This window comes from Devosia lacusdianchii (genome assembly GCF_022429625.1).
GTDB lineage: Bacteria > Pseudomonadota > Alphaproteobacteria > Rhizobiales > Devosiaceae > Devosia > Devosia lacusdianchii.
Window position 1 is genome coordinate 1,838,053 of sequence record NZ_CP092483.1, and the last position, 17,755, is coordinate 1,855,807.

At 62.5% G+C, this 17,755-nt stretch carries 18 protein-coding genes; 11 read left to right on the forward strand and 7 right to left on the reverse strand.

From position 1 onward, the window contains the following. Window positions 1-41 precede the first annotated feature (41 nt). From MF606_RS08800 to MF606_RS08820, 5 genes are all read left to right on the forward strand, one after another. Window positions 42-1,037: a saccharopine dehydrogenase family protein gene (locus MF606_RS08800; protein WP_240233420.1), complete on the forward strand. Its 996-nt coding sequence runs from the start codon at window positions 42-44 to the stop codon at window positions 1,035-1,037. 182 nt (window positions 1,038-1,219) lie between these two features. Then, window positions 1,220-1,396 carry a hypothetical protein gene (locus MF606_RS08805; RefSeq protein ID WP_236897807.1) on the forward strand — a complete coding sequence of 59 codons (177 nt, stop codon included), beginning with the start codon at window positions 1,220-1,222 and terminating at the stop codon, window positions 1,394-1,396. Window positions 1,397-1,600: 204 nt separating this feature from the next. Then, entirely contained in the window at window positions 1,601-2,236 is a 636-nt protein-coding gene (locus tag MF606_RS08810; protein ID WP_240233421.1) for a 5-oxoprolinase subunit B family protein, read from the forward strand. Next, on the forward strand, window positions 2,233-3,132 hold the full coding sequence (locus MF606_RS08815) for a 5-oxoprolinase subunit C family protein (RefSeq protein WP_240233422.1): 900 nt from the start codon (window positions 2,233-2,235) through the stop codon (window positions 3,130-3,132). Before MF606_RS08810 ends, MF606_RS08815 begins: the two co-directional genes overlap by 4 nt. Next, the gene (locus tag MF606_RS08820) at window positions 3,129-3,899 is read left to right on the forward strand and encodes a 5-oxoprolinase subunit PxpA (protein ID WP_240233423.1); all 771 of its coding nucleotides are present in this window, start codon (window positions 3,129-3,131) and stop codon (window positions 3,897-3,899) included. Before MF606_RS08815 ends, MF606_RS08820 begins: the two co-directional genes overlap by 4 nt. 225 nt (window positions 3,900-4,124) lie before the next feature. On the opposite strand, the gene MF606_RS08825 is transcribed toward MF606_RS08820, so the two are convergent. The 5 genes from MF606_RS08825 to MF606_RS08845 form a co-directional block, all read right to left on the reverse strand. Then, window positions 4,125-4,880 (reverse strand): ABC transporter ATP-binding protein, encoded by a 756-nt coding sequence (locus tag MF606_RS08825; RefSeq protein ID WP_240233814.1) that lies wholly within the window; start codon window positions 4,878-4,880, stop codon window positions 4,125-4,127. A 14-nt stretch (window positions 4,881-4,894) separates the two neighbouring features. Then, entirely contained in the window at window positions 4,895-5,659 is a 765-nt protein-coding gene (locus tag MF606_RS08830; protein ID WP_240233424.1) for an ABC transporter ATP-binding protein, read from the reverse strand. 10 nt (window positions 5,660-5,669) lie between these two features. Beyond that, the gene (locus tag MF606_RS08835; protein ID WP_240233425.1) at window positions 5,670-6,812 is read right to left on the reverse strand and encodes a branched-chain amino acid ABC transporter permease; all 1,143 of its coding nucleotides are present in this window, start codon (window positions 6,810-6,812) and stop codon (window positions 5,670-5,672) included. Between the two features lies 1 nt (window position 6,813). Next, window positions 6,814-7,845: a branched-chain amino acid ABC transporter permease gene (locus MF606_RS08840; protein ID WP_240233426.1), complete on the reverse strand. Its 1,032-nt coding sequence runs from the start codon at window positions 7,843-7,845 to the stop codon at window positions 6,814-6,816. A 164-nt stretch (window positions 7,846-8,009) separates the two neighbouring features. After that, the gene (locus tag MF606_RS08845) at window positions 8,010-9,365 is read right to left on the reverse strand and encodes a substrate-binding protein (RefSeq protein WP_240233427.1); all 1,356 of its coding nucleotides are present in this window, start codon (window positions 9,363-9,365) and stop codon (window positions 8,010-8,012) included. A gap of 190 nt (window positions 9,366-9,555) precedes the next feature. Here MF606_RS08845 and MF606_RS08850 point away from each other — a divergent pair, with 190 nt between their 5' ends. The 4 genes from MF606_RS08850 to MF606_RS08865 are packed head-to-tail and all read left to right on the forward strand — an operon-like array spanning window position 9,556 to window position 14,538. Continuing rightward, window positions 9,556-11,178: a helix-turn-helix domain-containing protein gene (locus MF606_RS08850; RefSeq protein ID WP_240233428.1), complete on the forward strand. Its 1,623-nt coding sequence runs from the start codon at window positions 9,556-9,558 to the stop codon at window positions 11,176-11,178. Between the two features lie 60 nt (window positions 11,179-11,238). Further along, window positions 11,239-11,622, forward strand: a complete 384-nt coding sequence (locus MF606_RS08855) for a response regulator transcription factor (RefSeq protein WP_240233429.1) — start codon at window positions 11,239-11,241, stop codon at window positions 11,620-11,622. Next, window positions 11,606-11,833: a hypothetical protein gene (locus MF606_RS08860; RefSeq protein WP_240233430.1), complete on the forward strand. Its 228-nt coding sequence runs from the start codon at window positions 11,606-11,608 to the stop codon at window positions 11,831-11,833. Before MF606_RS08855 ends, MF606_RS08860 begins: the two co-directional genes overlap by 17 nt. Next, window positions 11,833-14,538, forward strand: a complete 2,706-nt coding sequence (locus MF606_RS08865; RefSeq protein WP_240233431.1) for a sensor histidine kinase — start codon at window positions 11,833-11,835, stop codon at window positions 14,536-14,538. Before MF606_RS08860 ends, MF606_RS08865 begins: the two co-directional genes overlap by 1 nt. Here the strand turns inward: MF606_RS08865 and MF606_RS08870 are convergent. Next, a complete protein-coding gene (locus MF606_RS08870; RefSeq protein WP_240233432.1) occupies window positions 14,535-15,353 on the reverse strand; it encodes a potassium channel family protein in 819 nt (272 codons plus the stop codon). The genes MF606_RS08865 and MF606_RS08870 overlap by 4 nt on opposite strands. Window positions 15,354-15,435: 82 nt before the next feature. Here MF606_RS08870 and MF606_RS08875 point away from each other — a divergent pair, with 82 nt between their 5' ends. Beyond that, the gene (locus MF606_RS08875) at window positions 15,436-15,936 is read left to right on the forward strand and encodes a DUF1993 domain-containing protein (RefSeq protein WP_240233433.1); all 501 of its coding nucleotides are present in this window, start codon (window positions 15,436-15,438) and stop codon (window positions 15,934-15,936) included. Between the two features lie 2 nt (window positions 15,937-15,938). Here the strand turns inward: MF606_RS08875 and MF606_RS08880 are convergent, their stop codons facing one another. Then, window positions 15,939-16,880, reverse strand: a complete 942-nt coding sequence (locus MF606_RS08880) for a FecR family protein (protein ID WP_240233434.1) — start codon at window positions 16,878-16,880, stop codon at window positions 15,939-15,941. Between the two features lie 92 nt (window positions 16,881-16,972). Between MF606_RS08880 and MF606_RS08885 the strand changes: the two genes are divergently transcribed. Further along, window positions 16,973-17,716 (forward strand): glycosyltransferase family 2 protein, encoded by a 744-nt coding sequence (locus tag MF606_RS08885; RefSeq protein ID WP_240233435.1) that lies wholly within the window; start codon window positions 16,973-16,975, stop codon window positions 17,714-17,716. The last annotated feature ends 39 nt before the right edge of the window (window positions 17,717-17,755 follow it).

Here is a 17,755-nt window from a genome sequence, read left to right on the forward strand (position 1 = left end):
GGAAGGTCGCACAGTCGCGCCAGGCGAAGGCGGGGGCGAAGGTGTCTGGCAAGGTTCTGGTCGTTGGCGGCTACGGCGCGGTCGGCAAAATTCTCGGTCTCCGACTGGTTCAGCTTGGATATGCCGTGGCCGCCGGCGGACGCAGGGCGGACCCTGGGCGCGCCATTGTCGAGGGACTGGGCCTGGAATGGCGCCAGGTGGATGTCGAGTCGCGCGATGGCTGGGACGCGGCGCTGGCCGGGATCGACGTGGTCATCGTCTGCATTGACCAGCGGGATACCTCCTTTGTCGAATATGTGCTGGCGCGTGGGCTCCTGTACATGGACATATCGGCCGATGACGCGCATTTCCGCCGGGTGGAGACGCTCGCGATCCCCGCGAATGCTGGGGCGTTTTTGTCGCTGGGATTCGCGCCGGGCCTGAGCAACCTGATGGCGGCGCGCCTGATCGGAAGCGTCGAGCACGCCAGCACGCTCCGACTAGGATTGCTCTTCGGCATCAACGACCAGCATGGCGCCGCGGGGGTGGACTGGACGCTGGGCGCCATCTTTGCGGGAGCCCGGGACCGCCCTGTGGCCGAGTTGGACTGGGGCAGGCCATGGGGCCGTCGCCGCATGTACGGCGTAGGATTCGCCGACCAGTTCGCGTTGGCGCGCACCCATCCCGGCCTGTCGGCGACCACCTATATAGGCTTCGACTCGCGGATAGCTACTGCAGCGGCCTTCGCCGCAGCCAGTATGTTCGGCGATAATTCAGTCGTGCGGCGCTTGGTGGCCGCAGCGTCTCATCCCATCGGTCTGGGCAGCAAGGTCTGCGGCATTCTAGCCGAGGTCAGCGATGGCAAGCGGACTCACCGGCTGCGTTTCATCGGCAGCGAAGAAACGCGCACGACAGCCGAACTGGCGGCTTTGATGGCGCATGACATCATGCGGACCGACCGGCGTGGCGGGGTGTTTCACTCGCACCAAGTCATCGACGCCGAGCGCCTGATGGGTGCCGGTCAGGCGGCGGGCCTGGGCACATTCGAGCACTTATAGTACCGCGATGTGCCTGGAAGACATCGAATCTTATCTCGATAAGCACGAGCTGCGGAAGAGTAAGAGCAGCTGACCTACATGGCAATTGGCCTCCGGCTGGTCGCCCACAAATTTACATTATTTATTCCGTAACGGGAATCGCCGCACAATCGGTCCATTGGCTTACTTGGAGGCGCGTTATTGTGTTCACTCTGATCAACGCCGACGCCGAAGACGACGACGCCGAAATCACCGATCCCCAGGAAATCGCAGAATTGTTTGCTGCCATCGCAGCGGTCGCCATCGAGGCGATCGGTGCCGGGCAGGTCAGGCAGTTGTTCGATGCCGTGGTCGAACAGGACGGCAAAGACCCGAACTGACCGGACGCTACCGTCCCGGCAGGTCAAATCCGGCCGCTGCCCTTCGCTGAGGCGCGGTGTATACGAACGGTCTTCCGAGCGAGGCAGAGTTCCTGCGCTTATGGACCGGGTTGACTGATCCGGGCGGGTCCGACAGGACTAGCTCCATGCTTCAGCCGAGGAGGCTGCGCCATGGCAGGCCCGTCCACCCCCGACACATTTCCAATGCCGACCATCCTGCCGCTGGGGGACAGCGGCTTACTAGTGCGGTTTGGAACGACGCTGACCGACCCATCAAATCGGGCGGCCACTGCCTTTGCGCTGACGCTGGAACGCGAGCCGATAAGCGGCGTGGTCGAGGTCGTGCCGAACCTGGTCTCGGTACTGCTTCGCTATGATCCCCTGACGACGGCGCCTGCAGGCATTGCTGGTGAGGTTGGCCTGCGACTCAATGGCCTGGCGGGGGAGCAAACGAATAGGACCGAGTGGGTAATCCCGACGGCGTTCGATGGCCCTGATCTGGACGAGGTGGCTGCTTCCCTGAGTGTGTCGCCCGCGGCCTTCGTGGCCGCACACAACGCGTCGGCATTGCGTGTGCTGGCGACCGGCTTTGCGCCCGGTTTCGTTTATTGCGGTCTCCATCCAGACCGGCTGCTGGTGCCGCGACGATCGAGCGTTCGATCCCTGGTGCCCGCAGGCAGTGTGCTGTTTGCCGCGGGCCAGACCGCTATTGCCGCAACTGAAATGCCCACCGGCTGGCACGTGATAGGCCGCACCGGCTTCATCAATTTCGATCCAGTACGCAATCCGCCGACGCGGCTAAACGCCGGCGATAGCATCACATTCGAGGTCGCATCTTGAGTGCCGTCCTCAGCGTGCAGCGCGCCGGACCGTTGACGACCATTCAGGACCTGGGGCGCCATGGAATGCTGCGCAGCGGCATCAGCGCCTCCGGTCCGATGGATCGGCGCGCCTACGAGCTGGCGGGGACGGTGGTCGGCGCTGGTTTAGGCGGCATTGAAATAACCGCCGCGGGCGCAGAGTTCAAAGTCACCAGCGGCGAGTGTCTCGTCGGCTTTGCGGGCGGCCATTTCACGGTGCGGGTGAATGGGCGGGTTGCAGACTGGCCGGGAACCTCTGCCCTTGAGGTTGGCGACGTTCTCGCCATAACGCCGGGTTCATCAGGCAATTACGGCTACCTGCGGTTTGATGCCGACATCGATATTGCGCCGGTGCTGGGGAGCATCGCCACCAATAGCCGCGTCCGCCTCGGCGGGCTGGACGGCCGCGCCCTGCGAACAGGCGACGTGGTAGCGCTGACCGGCCACGGGCGCTCCGCCCGAGAAGCGCGGCAGCCCCCCACTGGCCAAGACGGACCCTTCAGGGTGGTCTGGGGGCTGCACGCAGACGCGTTCCCAAGTGCGATCAAGGATCACTTCCTGCGCGCCGAGTTTGTCGTGTCCACGCGGCTCGACCGCATGGGCGTGCGTCTGACGGATGGGAGCGGTGTGTTCTCCGATGCGACGATCCTGTCTCTGGTTTCGGACGCTGTGACACCAGGGGATATTCAGATACTCGGGGACGGCACGCCGATCGTCTTGATGCGCGACCATCAGCCGACCGGGGGCTATCCGCGCATCGCCACGATCATCACCGCTGACCTCGACCGGTTCGCGCAGATGCGACCCGGTAGCACGGTTGCCTTCCAACCCGTCACTGTGGAACATGCCCACCATGTGTTGCGGAGCGGGCCATGATTTCGATCGACCTCAACGCCGATCTTGGTGAAGGCATGGGGACTGATGAGGACCTGCTCGAGATCGTCTCCAGCGCATCGATCGCCTGCGGTGGACATGCCGGCGATGCGGCGACCATCCGGCACATCCTCAAGTTCTGCAAGGCGCGCGGTGTTCGCGCCGGCGCCCACCCCGGCTATGCTGACCCCAAACGATTTGGCCGCTTTCGCGTGGTCATGCCGCTCGATCAATTGCTCGGGCAAATCCGCAGCCAACTGTTTCTCGTCCGCTTCATCGCCGACGAGGTGGGCGTGCCGCTGGCCTATGTGAAGCTGCACGGAGCGCTGGCCAACCAGACCGCCGAGGAACTCGCCTTCGCCGTCGGAATTTTTGCGACGATACAGGCCATGGATCGGCGAATGGCCGTCCTGGCTCTCGACAACAGCCAGCAGGTTCGCGCCGCCAATGCCGTCGGCATGCCGCTGATCCGCGAAGCCTATGCTGATCGGGCCTACACCTCCGACGGCCTGCTGGTGCCACGGGCGCAGGACGGCGCCGTGATCCACGACGTCGATGCCGTCATCGAGCGCTGCCTGCGGCTGGCAAAGTCGGGGGAGTTGGTCGCGATCGACGGCACGGTGCTCAAATCCTCAGCGCGCTCGATCTGCCTGCACGGCGATACGCCGGGCGCGGTCGATCTGGCGCGCGAGGTGCGCGACGCACTGGAGGGCGAGGGGATCGCTATCAAGGCCGAGGCGCCTGAGATGGAGTTTGAAGCGGAGGGATAGGTTTCCCACCACGCTTCCCTCGCACTTTGATCCGAGGACCTTCCAAGCTTGCGCCGTGCTTTGAGGGGCCCTCAGGTCGGGCCCGAGGGAACGCTGCTGGGTGCGCACGTGGTGCTCACGCGGAAGGACTTACCCTGAGCCTCTCGAATGGGAGAGGGTGAGATCGGCGGAATGCCTTTGGTTCGAAAGGCCCAGGGTAGAGGGTGTCGGCCGCGCGGCCGAAAACTAGATCGCCAGGTACTCGTGGCGAAGTTCGGTATTGTCGAGGACATCCTTGGCCGAACCGGCAAAGGCGACCTCGCCGGTATCGAGGATGACGGCGCGATCGGCCAGTTTCAGGGCCGCTACAGCGTTCTGTTCGACGATGATGGTGGTGATGCCCAGCGGCTTGATCGAGTGCAGGATGCGCTCGATTTCGTGCACGATAACCGGCGCCAAGCCCTCGTAGGGCTCGTCGAGCAACAGAAGCTTGAGATCGCGCGCAAGGGCACGCGCGATAGCCAGCATCTGCTGCTCGCCGCCGGAGAGCGTCACGCCCTCCTGCTTCCGGCGTTCGGCCAAGCGCGGAAAACTTTGGTAGATCTGCTCGAGGCTCCAGCCATTGCCCGGCGCGACTTTGGCGAGGGTAATATTCTCTTCGACCGTTAGGCCAGCGATGATGCGCCGATCCTCCGGCACCAGCTGAATACCGGCGCGCGCCGCCTCGAAGGATTTCATCTGGTGGATCGGCTTGCCGTCGAGCCAGATTTCGCCCTGCCGCATTTGCGGATCGTCGGTGCGGGCAATGGTGCGCAGCGTCGACGTCTTGCCGGCGCCGTTGCGACCGAGCAGCGCCAGGATTTCGCCCTGGCGGATATCGAGCGAGACGCCCTGCACGATGTAGCTCTCGCCGTAATAGGCATGCATGTCGCGCACCGAGAAGAACGGTCGCGTCGCCTCCATGCTGACGGCGTGGCTGTCGGAGACGATTTGGGTTTCCATGGCGATCGCGCTCATCAATGGGTCCCTCCTAGATAGGCTTCCTGCACCTTGGGATTGCCGCGAACCTGGTCGGGCGTCCCGTCGGCGATGATGCGTCCCTGGGCCAGGACCGAAATCTTGTCGGCCAGGGAGAATACCACGTGCATGTCGTGCTCGATAATGACCTTGGTCATGCCGCGACTCTTGATCTTCTTGAGCAGCTCGATGGTCGTATTGGTGTCGTGGCGCGACATGCCCGCAGTGGGTTCATCGAGCAGCAACAAACGCGGATGCTGGATGAGGCACATGGCCAGTTCCATGCGACGCTTGTCGCCACGGCTGAGGCTCCCCGCCGGGCTTTCACGGCGGCCGAGCATGCCGACATCTTCCAGCATGCTTTCGGCTTCCTGGCGGATGCCGGTCTCACTGTCCAGCGAGCGAAGCATATTGAGCTTGAAGGCGCCATCGCGCTTGGCGAGGGCAGGGATCATCACGTTGTGGAGCACGGACAGGTCAGCGAAAATCTCGGGCGTCTGGAACACGCGGGCGATGCCGAGCTGGTTGATCTCATAGGGCTTGCGGCCGGTGAGAATAGCGCCATCAAATACCACCTGGCCGCTGGTTGGGGCCAGCTTGCCAATGATGACATTGAGCAAGGTGGATTTGCCGGCGCCGTTGGGGCCGATGATCGCGTGGGTCTGGCCTTCCTCAACCTGGAGATCGATATCGGCCAGGGCATGAAGCCCTCCGAACCGTTTGTGGACGTCGGCAACGTGCAGGACGACATTGGGTGTGGTCATGGTGCTCGTCCTATTCAGCGGGTTGCGGTTGCGGCGCGACCGGCGCCTTTGGCGATGGCTTGGAGCGATTGAACATGTGGGCGATGCGACGCACGCCCTCCATGATGCCGCCCGGCAGGAACACGACGATTAGTACGAAGACCAGGCCAAGGGTGAGGAACCAGCCCTCGCCGACAAACTTGCTGGAAATCGTGACCATGGCGCTATCGAGGCCATCAGGCAGGAAGTCCCAGAACCGGTGCAGGATGGTCTCGTTGATGGCCGAGAAAATGTTCTCGAAGTACTTGATCAGCCAGGCGCCGATCACTGGGCCGACAAGTGTGCCAGCGCCGCCGAGAATGGTCATCAGCACCACCTCGCCTGAGGCGGTCCATTGCATGCGCTCGGCACCGGCCAGCGGGTCGGTGACGGCGAGCAGGGCGCCGGCCAGCCCGGCATACATGCCTGATATGACGAAGGCCGCCAGCGTATAGGGCTTCGTATTGAAGCCGGTGTAGTTCATGCGGGTCTGGTTTGACTTGATTCCCTTGAGCATCATGCCGAAAGGCGACGCCGTAATGCGCTGGGCGATAAAGAAAGCCAGGATCAGGAAGCCCGCGCAGAAATAGAAGCCGGCAAAACCACCCAGCGATTGCCCCAGCAGTGTGGGCACCGGCTGACCGGCTTGCACACTGCCCATGGCGGTATCAAGATAGCGCGGATCGTTGAGCGTCAGCTGCAGGCCGGTTTCACCATTGGTGATGGGTGTCAGCACTGAATAGGCCAGGTTGTAGCTCATCTGCGCGAAGGCCAGCGTCAGGATCGAGAAGTAGATGCCCGAGCGGCGCAGGCTGACATAGCCGATGATCAGCGCGAAGACGCCGGAGATGACGATCGCGAAGATCATGGCCGGGATCGCGTCGAGGCTGAGCAGCTTGAACGACCAGACGGCGGCATAGGAGCCAACGCCGAAGAAAGCGGCATGGCCGAAGCTGAGGTAACCGGTGAGCCCGAAGAGGATGTTGAAGCCGACAGCGAAGATTCCGTAGATCATGAAGCGTTGCAACAGATCGGGATAGGCGGCGCCGAAGGGGTGGAGCCAGATCGGCATGGCCAGCACCACGATGGTGAAGCCCAGGAAAAGCAGAAGGTCGTTGCGGGACATGGCGCGCATCTCAGGCCTCCATCACGCCACGCCGGCCAAACAGGCCACGCGGCAGAACCAGTAGAATGACGACGGCGACGAGATAGATGATGATCTGGTCGATGCCGGGAATGAGGGCTTTCACCTGCGTCATCGACGCGAAGGACTGCAGGATGCCGAGCAAGAACCCCGCCGCGACGGCGCCGGGCAGGGAACCCATGCCGCCCACCACGACCACGACGAAGCTCAGCACCAGGAAGTCCATGCCCATATGGTAGTTGGGCGGCAGCAAGGGCGTGTACATCACGCCGGCCAGCCCCGCGACGACGGCGGCCAGACCAAACATTATGGTGAAACGCCGGTCGATATTGATGCCAAGCAGTCCCACTGTCTCACGATCGGCCATGCCGGCGCGAACGACCATGCCGAAGGTGGTGAACTGCAGGAATGCGAACACGCCACCAATGATCACCGCAGCGAACAGGAAGTAGACCAGGCGCCAGATCGGATAGGTGATGACATTGGCCTGCATGCCGAGCCAGGCGCCGATATCGGCTGCGCCGCGGAAGTCTTCGGGCATGGGCTGGGGAATAGGATTGGGCCCGAAGAAGGACTTGATGACCTCCTGAGCCACGATCGCCAGGCCGAAAGTCACAAGAATCTGTTCGGCATGCGGGCGTTTGTAAAAGTGTTTGATGATGCCGCGCTCAAGCCCGATCCCGACGAGCAGCATGACCGGGATGGTGAGCAGGATCGAGAAGGGCACGGAATAATTGACCAGCACCGTACCGAAATCGCCGAACCAGGTTTGCACCAGCGGTGCCCGGATTTCGAGCGGCGCGCCCCAGGGGGAAAGTTTCTCGGGATCGGTGGTAACGGTTTCCAGCGTGATCAATTGCCGAAACAGCACGGCACAGAAGGAGCCGAGCATGAACAGCGCGCCGTGCGCGAAGTTGACGACGCCCAACGTGCCGAACACCAGGGTTAGGCCCAGCGCTATCAGCGCGTAAGCACCGCCTTTGTCGAGGCCGTTGAGAAACTGCAGGAAGATGACTTCGAACATGAACCGTGCTCCGGCCGGGTAAGTGACCAGTAGCCTCATGGTGAGCCTGTCGAACCACGAGGCGTGGCACGACAGGCTGCGGAGGCACGACCTCGTCCTTCGACGAGCTCAGGATGAGGTCTACTGTGGGAGTGCCCGCCCTGAACGCCAGGGCGTGCAGTACATCAGCACATTGGAACCGGCTCGGCCGGTCCAAGCTCGCCACCGAAGATCGTCGGGTCGTAGGCGACCTTGTCCCGTGGGATTTCCTCGACGATGTTGAGCACGTCATATTCGCTGGTCGGGCTCTCGTTGCCCTGCACGACGAGCACGTTCTTGATGCACTGGTGGTCTTCGGCGCGGTAGAGCGTCGGACCATTGCCCATACCGTCGAACTCGAAGCCTTCCAGCGCCTTGATGACTTCGGGTGGATAGAAGGTGCCGGCGCGTTCGCAGGCATCGGCATAGAGCAGGGCTTGGACATAGGCGGTGTGGGCAGCCTGGGACGGCGGAGCGCCGTAGGCGGCGCCGAACGACTTGGTGAAAGCGATCGTGCCCGGATCCTGCAGGTTCCAGTGCCAGTTGGACGTGCCGTAGATGCCCTTGATATTGGCGCCGGCGCCCTTGGCCATGAGTTCGGAAAATAGCGGAACGACGATCTGGAAGTCCTTGCCGTTGGCTTGGCGGTCGCGCATGCCGAACTGCACAGCCTGGGTCAGCGAATTGACCATGTCATTGCCGTAGTGATTGAGGATCAGCACGTCGGCGCCAGAATTCAGCACCGGCGTCAGGTACTGGCTGAAGTCGGCTGCGCCCAGTGGTGTGCGGACAGCTTGCACGGTTTGCCAGCCCAGGCCTTCGGTGGCTGCCTTCATCGACTCTTCCTGAGTCCAGCCCCAGGTGTAGTCAGCGGTGAGGTGATAGGCCTTGCGATCGGCGCCGTAGGCGTTGACGATGGCCGGCGCGAGGCCGATGCCGGACTGGTAGGCGTTGAAGAAGTGGCGGAAGCCGTAGCGACGCTTGTCCTTGCCGGTCGTGTCGTTGGAGTGGGTGAGGCCCGCCATGAAGATGACGCCCATTTCCTGGCACAGACCCTGCACGGCAATCGCCTCAGCCGAGGAAGAACCGCCCGAAACCATGATAGCGCCATCGCGCTCGATCATGCGGGTGGCGCCGGCACGCGCCACATCGGCCTTGGTCTGGCTGTCGGAGGTGACGAAGGCCACCTTCTTGCCCAGGATGCCATTGCCCTTGAGCGCGGTCGGCGTCAGGACATTGATCAGGCCGCCGTCGCCTTCGCCGTTGAGGTGCTTGACGGCGAGCTCATAGGCCTTCTGCTCGTCGGCACCTTCTTCGGCATAAGCGCCGGTGAGTGGAAGATTGAGCCCGAAGGTCACGGTATCGCCGGTCGGGTTGTTACAGAATTCCTGCGCCCAGGCGCCCTTGGTGAACATCAGCGGGGCGACGCCCGAGCCGATAATGCCGGCCATGCCGGTTTGCAGCAGGCGGCGGCGGCTTAGGCCACGCTTCAAAAGTGTCATCGATTTCCTCCTTTTGGCGCGGGGCGACCGATACATAGCCAGCAGCTCACCGCACCGTGATTATTCCTCCTGTGTGAAAACGGATGCAATAGTCCGTTGTAATTGCAGAGATATTCTGTAAATTGTTGTTCTCTTGGGTCGCAACAGAAGTCAATTCATTGACTCGGTGGCCGCGATGAGGAGGATTTGGATGCGCGCGCCAATTGGTTTTCGCATCAGCAACAGGCGGAAATCGCTCAAGATTTCCCAAGCTGCGCTGGCGCGTCTGGTCGGTATTTCGCCGAGCTATCTGAACCTAATCGAAAACAACAAGCGCGACATTGCCGGTTCATTATTGGCACGCGTGGCCCAGCATCTTGATATCGATGTCGATGAACTGGCCGGTCGCGCCGAGCAGAAGCTGCTGCAAGACCTCGAAGAAGCCTTCGCCGACCCCATGGTCGAGTCGCTGGCGTTTCGACCTGACGAAAGGCGCGAACTGGTAGCGCAGTATCCAGCCAGTGCGGCGGCGCTGGCCCGGATGCATCGGGCCTATGCCGGGGCGGTGGCCAGTGCCGACGCCTACGCCGACCGGCTGCGATCCGATCCGCTGCTGAGCCAGCTGCTGCACCAGATTCTGTCGGGCGTGACGGCTATTCGCTCCAGCGCCGAAATTCTGGAGGATGTAACCGATCTCGACGACGCGGAACGACAGCGCTTCCTGGCCGCGATCGGGCGCGAAACCCGGGCACTGTCCGACGTCGCGCGCAATCTCATCGGCCAGTTCGACACGTCGAGCCAGAGCCGGCGCGGCGTATCACCGGCCCGTGAGATCGATGACCTCATCATCGAGCGCGAGAACCATTTTCCGACGCTGGAAGCCGCGGCAGAGGCATTGCGCCACGAGTTGGCGACGATCGGACCCTTCGGCATCGCCACACTGACCGAGCTGCTGGGACGCAAGTTCGGCGTCGATGTGACCATCGGCGGCCCGCCTGCTGATGCGGACTTTCCCGGTCAGTATCGGTTCGACCCGTCCAGCCGCTCGATGTGGTTCCACGGGGCGAGCACTATGGCCAGCCGCCAATTCCAGCTGGCGAGGCTGTTTGGCGAGCTGGCGGCCGCCGATGTGATCGAAGACATCCTGCGCAGCACAGTGCTCTCGACAGCTACGTCGCGGCGCTTGGCCTCGCGCGCAGTTGGCTCGTACCTGGCGGGAGCCATGGTGTTCCCCTACACCCGCTTTCTCGCGGACGCCGAGGCGTCGGCCTACGACATCGATCATCTGCGGCAGGCATACAATGCCAGCTTCGAGCAGGTGGCGCATCGGCTGGTAACGCTGCGGCGGCCGGGGGAGGAGGGCATTCCCTTCGGCTTTCTGCGCTCCGATCCTGCGGGCAGGCTGACCAAGCACTTTCCTCTGCCGGGCCTGCTCCTGCCCAATAGTGGGCATGCCTGCCCGCTCTGGGCCATCTATGGGGCGTTCCGGACTCCCGATACGCCGCTGCGGCAGGTGGTTCGATTTTCGGATGGCTCGCGCTACCTGTTCCTGGCGCGAACGGTGCAGCGGCGGACAGCCTCGTTTCACCAGCAGGCGGCAATGTCCTCGGTCATGCTGGCGTGCGACGTGCTCCACGCCGATCGTACGGTCTATGCCGCGGGCCTGGACCTCTCCGATCCCGCCTCCGACATCCCGGTGGGACCAAGCTGCCGCCTCTGTACACGCCGCGACTGCGCCAGCCGGCAGGAGGAGACCCTGTCGCCGGGCGGGGGAGGGTCGGCAACGCGGACGCCGCTGCTACCATCCGCATTAGCGCTTGGCGATCCGGCGTGATTGCGCTTTAGTGCATCAACGCTTGCGGAGGGGAGACCGCCGGTGTTTCGAGGGGGAGCTTTGGCAATCGATATTCTCATCGCCGAGGATGAACCGAGCATTCTTGAATCGCTCGACTTCATTCTGCGGCGCGCCGGCTGGCACGTCAGCTCGGTCACTGACGGTGACGCGGCGCTGGAGGCGGTGCGGCGGCTCAATCCGCGCATGGTGGTGCTCGATGTCATGCTGCCCAAACGCAGCGGCTTCGATGTGCTGAAGCACATTCGTGCCGGGATCGCCACGCGCGCTATGCCCGTGCTGATCCTGACTGCAAAAGGGCAGTTGCAGGACCGGCGCATCGCCGAGGAGCTGGGCGCCGACGCCTTCGTGACCAAGCCCTATGCCAATGCGGATGTGGTGGGCGCGGTGCGGCAATTGCTGGGCGAAAATGGCGGACCGGCGTAAGCTCGAAGGCGGCATGCTGGTGCTGGCGGTGTTCGGCGCCATGTTGATCGTGCCGCCGCTCGTCTACCTGTTCAACCGGCCCATCAGCCACTTCGGCGTGCCGCAAGTGGTGCTCTATCTGTTTGCCTGGTGGATCGTGATGATCGCCGGCACCGCCTGGCTGACCCACCGGCTGCCGCGTGACCCCGATCCCAGCGACGGAGACGGCTGATGCTGTCGGCCGACTTCGTCATTGCGACGGCGGTGGCCTATGTCGGGCTGTTGTTTGTGCTCGCCTATTTTGGCGACCGGCGGGCTCGCGCCAACAAGCGCTCGTTCCTGCACTCGCCGGCGGTTTATACACTGTCGATCTCAGTCTACTGCACGAGCTGGACCTTCTACGGTGCCGTGGGAAATGCCGCCCGTAACGGTTTGGAATTCCTAACGATCTACCTGGGGCCAACCGTGGTCTTCGTCGGCTGGTGGTTCGTGTTGCGCAAGCTGGTCCGCATTGGCCGCACGCAGGCCATCACCTCCATCGCCGATCTGCTGTCGTCCCGCTACGGCAAGTCCAACCGGCTGGCCGTCTTGATCACCCTGATCGCCGTGATCGGCATCACGCCGTACATCGCGCTGCAGCTCAAGGCGATCACCTCGTCGATCCAGGCGGTTGCGTCGTCCTATGAGGGGGCCAGAGGGAGCCTCGCTGGCGTCGATGATGGAGCGCTCGCCTTTGGCATAGCGGCGGGCATGGCGCTGTTCACCATCCTCTTTGGCACGCGCAATGTCGACGCCAAGGAGCAGCACCATGGCGTGGTGGCCGCCATCGCCTTCGAGGCGGTGGTGAAGCTGGCGGCGCTCGTCGCGGTCGGCGTCTTTGTGACCTTCGGACTCGGTGGCGGCTTCGAGGCGATCTACGATCGCGCCGTGGACGCCGGGATCGAGATCTATGCTGAGGATACCTTTGGCCCACGCTGGCTGGCGATGACGCTGCTATCCGCCGCCGCCATCATCTGCCTGCCGCGACAGTTCCAGATCACCGTGGTCGAGAACTCCAACGAAAACCATCTGCGTACCGCCGGCTGGGCCTTTCCGGCTTACCTGCTGCTGATGAGCGTCTTCACCATGCCCATCGCGCTCTATGGCCTGACGACGATGCCCGTCGGCTCGAATCCGGACATGTTCGTGCTGACACTGCCACTAGCTGCCGGGCAGGACGGGCTGGCCCTCTTTGCCTTCATCGGCGGCTTCTCGTCGGCAACCTCGATGATCATCGTGGCGTCGATCGCGCTCTCAATCATGGTCTCCAACCACATCATCATGCCGATTGTGCTGCGCACATCGAGCGGTACAGGGCAGGGCGACGGTCGCGGCGTTACGCGCCTGCTGCTGACCAGCCGCCGCATCTCGATCGCGCTCATCCTGACGCTGGGCTTCTTCTATTTCTCGTTGACGGGCGACAGCGACGCGCTGGCGCCGATCGGGCTCATCTCCTTCGCCGGCGTGGCGCAGTTTCTGCCGGCCATCCTGGCGGGCCTTTACTGGCGTGAGGCGTCGCTCAAGGGGGCGGCCGCAGGGGTGTTTGTGGGATTCGTCATCTGGGCCTGGACGATGTTCTTGCCCAGCTTCGAGACCGTCAGCCCCACCGTGGCCGGCCTGATGAACGACGGTCCGTGGGGCATCGCCTTCTTGCGACCGGAACACCTGTTCGGCTTGGATAATCTCGATCCGCTGGTTCATTCAGTGTTCTGGAGCCTGTTCCTCAACACTGTATTTCTGGTGGTCGTTTCCTTGCTGACGACCCAGTCGGCCCTGGAGCGCATTCAGGCGACGCTGTTCGTCGACGTTTTCCGGCGCAGCAAAGTTGCGCAAGGCAATTTCGTGCGTGGCTCGGCGACTGCCAACGATCTCTTCTTCGTCGCCGAGCGCGTGCTTGGCGAGCGCCGTGCGGCCGCGCTGTTCGAAACGGCTGCCCGCGAGGACGGCGTCGACCCTGACATGCTCGAGCCCTCGCCCGAATTCATCGCCAAGCTGGAGCGCGAACTGGCCGGCTCCATCGGCGCTGCGTCGGCCCACGTAATGTTGTCGAAGGTGGTTTCCGGCAGCGACGTGTCGCTCGAAGAAGTGCTGCAGATGGCCGATGAGACCCAGCAGGTCATTGAATATTCCCAACAGTTGGAGAAGACCTCGGCCGAGCTTCGTTCGACAGCGCAGAAGCTCGAAGACGCCAACACCCAATTGCGCGAGCTCGACAGCCAGAAGGACGAGTTCCTGAGCCAGGTCAGCCACGAAGTGCGGACGCCGATGACATCGATCCGCTCGTTCTCCGAGATATTACTTGATCCCGATGCCATCGATGCCCGCCAGCGTCAGCATTTCGTGTCGACTATCCATCAGGAAAGCCTGCGGCTGACCAAGCTGCTCGACGAAATCCTCGACCTTTCTGCGCTCGAACGCGGCGAGCGGACTTGGGACAACGTCCCCACCGATGCCGAGGCGGCCCTGGACCGGGCACTGACCGTTTGCGATGCGTTGCTACGTCAGCGCGGCATGCGGGTTGAGCTTGGCGAGCGGGCGCGGCCGACCATGGTGGAAGGCGACGCCGACCGGCTCTGCCAGGTGTTCATCAACCTCATTTCGAACGCTGTGAAATACAACGACACGGGGCGCCCGGTGATGCGGGTGACCTCCGCAGTCAAGGCGGGCATGTATGTGGTCGAAATTGCCGACAATGGGCCGGGAATTCCCAAGGGCGAGCGCAAGCTGATCTTCGAAAAGTTCTCGCGCGGCCAACGCGGCGCCGCCGAGCAGAGCGGTGCTGGCTTGGGGCTGGCCATCTCGCGCCAGATTGTAGCGCGGATGAATGGATCACTCGAACTGGTGCAGGGCCCGCTCCCGGGCGCGTGCTTCCGCGTGCGCCTGGCGGTGAAGCGCTAGTCGTGGCCGTGATCGGGAATGTTGAGGATGTGACCGCAGGCTTTGCAATGCACGGCATCGGGGTCATGCTTTTGCAGACCGCATTGCGGGCAGGGGAACTGCACTTTGTTGGGCCGGAAGATTGATTGCGCCAGCCGCACGAACAGTGAAATGCCGATGATCATGATGACGATGGAGGCGAGTTTGCCGCCTGTGCCGGGCAGCGTAATGTCGCCGAACCCGGTGGTCGTGACGGTCGCTACTGTGAAGTAGAGCGCATCGACGTAGCCCGCTATGCCGTCGTCGCCGCGATTGGCGAAGGCTGTGTAGACGAAGCCGGTGACAACAAAGAGGAAGACCAGAAGGTTAATGACCGACTGAACCGTCTCCTGGTAGCCGCCGAGACCACGCTTGCGCAGCGGCCGCCAGAATGTGCTGCTGCGCGTCAGAGTCCAGAGGCGCAGGATGCGCAGGAAACCCAGGTTGAAGAAAATCGTCGGAGCCAGGAGCGTCGCCAGGATGAAGATGTCGATGATGACGGGCAGCTGTTTGAGCCAGCGCACGATGTCGGTCGAAGCCAGCGCCCGCGCGAGAAGGTCGACGGCCAACAACGCCGCGATCGAGTAGTCTATCCAGAGAAAAGTGGCGTTGCCGCGCAAAAGAGGTGTGGCGATGAAGAAGGCGATGATGGCCAGATCGACGACCAAAACCGAAAACTGGAAGCGCTGCGCCTTGGGTGACTGGCTGTGGTAGAGCAGCCGCAGCTTTGAACGAAGCCGCTGGAATCCCGTCTCTGTTTCGGCGGCGCCCTTTGGCTTGTCGTGTTCGCTGTCCATACTCAACCCGCTTGTCAGCATATAATTGCCGGCGCAAGAAGACTGTTCCCGTTCGGGACACGACAATCAAGGTACCATTGCGATGACCATCTCCGTTTACGGCATGACTGTGCCGATCTTCAAGCGCATGCTCACCAACCTGCTCGCCATCATGGACAAGGCCGAGGCCGATGCCGAGGCGCGCAAATTCGACACGCTGGTGCTGTCGAATGCCCGACTGTCACCGGACATGATCCCGTTTCGCGGCCAGATCATGATCGCCACCGACCACGTCAAAGGTTGCGTTTCGCGACTGGCTGGTCAGCCGGTTCCGGCGTGGCCCGACACCGAACAGACCTTTGACGAGCTGCGTGCTCGCATCAACAAGGCCCTCGACCTGCTTGCCACGATCAAACCGGAAGATCTCGAAGGCGGCGACACGCGCGAGATCGTGCTGCAACTTGGCGGCAAGGACGTGCCGATGACCGGCCTCGACTATCTAACGCAGCGGGCACTGCCGAACTTCTTCTTCCACGTGACGACCGCATACGCGATCCTCCGCCACAGCGGGGTACCGATCGGCAAGCGCGACTATATCGGCTGACGTCAGGGAACGGTCGGCCCACCGGTCGTAGGTGGCTGGTTGCCAGTCGTTGGCGTTCCATTGCCGGTGGTGGTGAACGTTTGGTTCGGGCCGCCTCCGGTCATCGAATTTAGCGATTGGGCCGGGCCGGGATCGACGGGTGCCCCCACACAGTTGCTGACGCCGCTGACGCGGAAAGGCGGCAGCAATTGTGCCTGGACGCGGGCGTAGCGGAATTCCTCGCTCAGCGCCGCCCGGTCAGGATTACTGCGTTGATACAGAATCGCATCTCGCGGCGAGGCCACGCCGATATCGCACCGATCAACAACCTGCTGGCAATCACCGGCGCTGTTGCAGATCTGGAGCGCGCCTTCATAGAGCATGACATAAGTGCCGCTTCTCGAGACGATGAGGTCAAACTCCGTTCCGCGCACGGCGATCGCAGCGGTGGGCGTGGTGATCGAATAGGCCGGCTTGGGGCTATTGCCGGTGATGAAGCGGAACGAGCCGCCCAGCGCATTGATCGCCAGCTTTTGAGCGGTGTTGTTGCTGGCCATCAAATAGGTTTCGATCAGCAGCGAACTGCCCGGGCCGACCACCAGTCGCGTATTGTCCTGAAACACCACCTGCACCTGGCCGGCCGGCCCGGTGACGATCAACTCGCCCACCGAAACGTCGGTGCCTGCGACGAGCATGCGATCCTGCGAGTTGATGCGAGCCAGCGCGTCCGGCTTGACGCCGACGGCAGTCCCTTCACCCGCCGCGAAGGCCGCGGGCACAAAGCAGGTCAGTCCAAGAGCAAGTAAGGGGGCGAAGAGGTGGTTTTTCATCATGCCCTGCTTTTGACAATAACTGTTTGAACGCGAGATGAACCAAATTGGCAGTTGTCGAAATCTAGCAGACATCAAGGCAAACAAGAAGCTGCGTGTATAGGCCGGCGGGCGCGGAAACGCCGCAGCAAACACACAATAAAGCCATGGCCTCTGTTGCCGTCGTGGTGGGTTGACGCTATTTGCAGCACACGGGAGCAAATGCCCCGGCCCAGCAAGAGGCATCTATGAAACTGGCTTTCGTTATCCCGGCGTACAACGAAGAGGCGCTAATCGGGAAGTGCCTTGAATCTGTGGTGGCGGAAATCGCCCGCTCGGGTGCCGATGCCGAGATCATCGTGGTCAATAACGCCTCCACCGATCGCACCGGCGAAATCGCCCGCAGCTTTCCCACAGTGCGGGTGGTGGACGAGCCCAAGAAGGGCCTGGTCAATGCGCGCGATGCCGGCTTTGCCGCGAGCGAGGGTTTTGAGCTGATCGCCAATATCGACAGCGACACCATCGTTCCGCCCGGCTGGCTCGACACGGTCTTCTCCGAATTCGGGCGTGACCCCAAGCTGGTCTGCCTGAGCGGCCCTTATGTGTACTATGACATGAGCGCCTGGAGCCGGTTTCTGGTGAGCATGTTCTATGGCCTCACCTACCTGATCTATGTCGTGAACCGCTTCGTGCTGCGCGTCGGCTCGGTGGTGCAGGGGGGCAATTTCGTCTTCAAGCGGGCGGCCTGGCAGCAGGTCGGCGGCTACGATCGCTCAATCCAATTCTTTGGTGAAGACACCGACGTTGCCGTGCGTTTGTCCAAGGTCGGCGGCGTCAAATGGACGTTTGCCCTGAAGATGAAGACCTCCGGGCGCCGTCTTGAGAAGGAGGGTGTCTTCCGCACCGCCGGGACCTACACGCTCAACTTTTTCTGGGTAACATTCCGGGGCAAGCCGGCCACCAAGGACTATACCGATATCCGTCCTGACTAATCTGTGACCGGCCGCGTATCGGTTTTGATAACTTTCCTT

Coding starts and splice junctions, on each gene's coding strand:
- MF606_RS08810 (WP_240233421.1), top strand. CDS start 1,601: ATGCCGACCATCCTGCCGCTGGGGGACAGCGGCTTACTAGTGCGGTTT.
- MF606_RS08820 (WP_240233423.1), top strand. CDS start 3,129: ATGATTTCGATCGACCTCAACGCCGATCTTGGTGAAGGCATGGGGACT.
- MF606_RS08825 (WP_240233814.1), bottom strand. CDS start 4,880: ATGGAAACCCAAATCGTCTCCGACAGCCACGCCGTCAGCATGGAGGCG.
- MF606_RS08830 (WP_240233424.1), bottom strand. CDS start 5,659: ATGACCACACCCAATGTCGTCCTGCACGTTGCCGACGTCCACAAACGG.
- MF606_RS08835 (WP_240233425.1), bottom strand. CDS start 6,812: ATGCGCGCCATGTCCCGCAACGACCTTCTGCTTTTCCTGGGCTTCACC.
- MF606_RS08840 (WP_240233426.1), bottom strand. CDS start 7,845: ATGTTCGAAGTCATCTTCCTGCAGTTTCTCAACGGCCTCGACAAAGGC.
- MF606_RS08845 (WP_240233427.1), bottom strand. CDS start 9,365: ATGACACTTTTGAAGCGTGGCCTAAGCCGCCGCCGCCTGCTGCAAACC.
- MF606_RS08850 (WP_240233428.1), top strand. CDS start 9,556: ATGCGCGCGCCAATTGGTTTTCGCATCAGCAACAGGCGGAAATCGCTC.
- MF606_RS08860 (WP_240233430.1), top strand. CDS start 11,606: ATGGCGGACCGGCGTAAGCTCGAAGGCGGCATGCTGGTGCTGGCGGTG.
- MF606_RS08865 (WP_240233431.1), top strand. CDS start 11,833: ATGCTGTCGGCCGACTTCGTCATTGCGACGGCGGTGGCCTATGTCGGG.
- MF606_RS08870 (WP_240233432.1), bottom strand. CDS start 15,353: ATGGACAGCGAACACGACAAGCCAAAGGGCGCCGCCGAAACAGAGACG.
- MF606_RS08875 (WP_240233433.1), top strand. CDS start 15,436: ATGACCATCTCCGTTTACGGCATGACTGTGCCGATCTTCAAGCGCATG.
- MF606_RS08885 (WP_240233435.1), top strand. CDS start 16,973: ATGAAACTGGCTTTCGTTATCCCGGCGTACAACGAAGAGGCGCTAATC.